The organism is Actinomadura sp. 7K507, assembly GCF_004348425.1.
GTDB lineage: Bacteria > Actinomycetota > Actinomycetes > Streptosporangiales > Streptosporangiaceae > Spirillospora.
Window position 1 is genome coordinate 1 of the sequence record NZ_SMKK01000502.1, and the last position, 1,888, is coordinate 1,888.

3 protein-coding genes are annotated in these 1,888 nt (G+C 71.3%); all 3 read left to right on the plus strand.

What is annotated here, in order from left to right:
* Positions 1-526, plus strand: a 526-nt coding sequence (locus E1285_RS47035) for a hypothetical protein (protein WP_207947306.1), incomplete at its 5' end; no start/stop codon positions are given.
* Positions 523-1,563 carry a peptidoglycan-binding protein gene (locus E1285_RS44845; RefSeq protein WP_132160995.1) on the plus strand — a complete coding sequence of 347 codons (1,041 nt, stop codon included), beginning with the start codon at positions 523-525 and terminating at the stop codon, positions 1,561-1,563. The genes E1285_RS47035 and E1285_RS44845, both read left to right, overlap by 4 nt.
* A partial coding sequence (locus tag E1285_RS44850) for an ATP-binding cassette domain-containing protein (RefSeq protein ID WP_207947308.1) occupies positions 1,560-1,888 on the plus strand: 329 nt, incomplete at its 3' end. The genes E1285_RS44845 and E1285_RS44850, both read left to right, overlap by 4 nt.

Genomic DNA, 1,888 nt, shown 5'->3' on the forward strand with positions numbered 1-1,888 from the left:
GGACGTCATGGGGTTTCGTGTTCGAGTCGCGGTGGGTGTGGTCGCGGTTGTGGTCGGGCTTGCCGGGTGCGGTGGTGACGGCGGCGGGAGCGGGGTGGCCGGTGCCGGTGGGGCGAAGGCCGAGTCGTCGTCGGCGGCGTCGCCCAGTGGGTCGTTGTCGCCGGAGGACGCGCGGCTCAAGTTCGCTCAATGCATGCGGGACAACGGGGTGGACGTCCCCGATCCGGGGAGCGGGGACGCGGAGTTCACGCCGCTCGACGAGGGGGGCGACCGGAAGAAGCTGGAGGCGGCGCTGGAGAAGTGCCAGTCGTGGCTTCAAGCGGGCGGGGGAATGCCCGACCTGAAGGACCCGAAGGTGCGTGACCAGTACGCCGAGTTCGCGCAGTGCATGCGGGAGCACGGGGTGGACATTCCCGATCCGGGGCCGGACGGGAAGTTGAAGCTTCCTACGGGGGACATCGACCGGAAGGCGCTGGACAGGGCCCAGGAGAAGTGCCGGCTCAAGCTGCCCGGGGCCGGGCAGTGAGGCGGCTCGTGGTCGCGGGTGGTGTCGCCGGCCTGGTCGTGGGCGGGGGTGTGCTGGCCTGGTCGGCCGACGGTGAGGAGGCGGAGGCCGGGCAGGAGGCGCGGTTGGCCACGGCCGTGGTGAGCCGGGGCGATCTTGTGGACACCGAGACGGTGGACGGGAAGCTCACCTATGACGGTGTCCGCACGGTGTGGGCCGGGGCGTCGGGTGTGGTGACGTGGGCGCCGAAGCAGGGCGCGACGGTCAAGCGCGGCGGGGTTCTGCTGAGGGTGGCGGGCGAACCGGTCACGCTGATGTACGGGGACAGCCCCATGTACCGGACGCTCGGGAGAGGCGACTCGGGCAAGGACGTGCGGCAGCTCGAACGGAACCTGCGGGCGCTCGGGCACGGCGGCATGACCGTGGACAAGGAGTTCACCGGCGCGACCGAGGCCGCCGTGAGGGAGTGGCAGGACGATCGGGGGCTGGAAGAGACCGGGACGGTCGGCGCGGATCAGGTGGTGTTCCTGGGCGGTGCGGTGCTGGTGCGGGACGTCAAGGCGCCCGAAGGGAAGCGGGTCGGCCAAGGGCAGCCGGTTCTGACGGTGGCCTCGACGCGGCGGGTCGTCCACGTGGATCTCGATGCCGACAAGCAGGATCTCGCGCGTGAGGGCGCGGAGGTCTCGGTGCTGCTTCCCGGCGGCAAGGCCGTCGACGGAAAGATCAGCGAGGTCGGCGCTGTGGCGAAGAGTTCCGGGTCGGGACAGGACGAGGAGACCACGGTCGATGTCGGCATCTCGCTCGGCGGCGCCGGGACGGGGCGGCTGGACGAGGCGCCCGTGAGCGTCGAACTGGAGCGTGAGCGGAGGAAGGACGTCCTGTCGGTCCCCGTGGAGGCGCTGCTGGCGTTGCGTGAGGGCGGTTTCGGGGTCGAGGTCGTGGAGGGGGCGGGGCGCCGGCTCGTCCCCGTGGACGTCGGAGCGTTCGGTGGCGGGCGTGTCGAGGTCAGCGGTGGCGGGCTGCGTGCGGGGCTGAAGGTTGGGGTGCCGGCGGAGTGAACATCGTTGAGCTGGACGGGGTGACCAAGGAGTACACGGGCGTCGCGGCGCTCAAGGGGGTCGATCTGGGGATCGCGCAGGGGGAGCTGGCCGCGATCGTCGGGCCGTCCGGGTCGGGGAAGTCGACGCTTCTGCACATGATCGGCACGCTCGACCGTCCGACCAGGGGCAGCGTGAGGGTCGCGGGGCATGAGGTCTCGGAACTGAGCGACCGGGGGTTGTCGGCGCTCAGGGCGCGGCATGTCGGGTTCGTGTTCCAGCAGTTCCACCTGGCCGGGGGAGTGAGCGCTCTCGACAACGTCGCCGACGGGCTCCTGTACAGCGG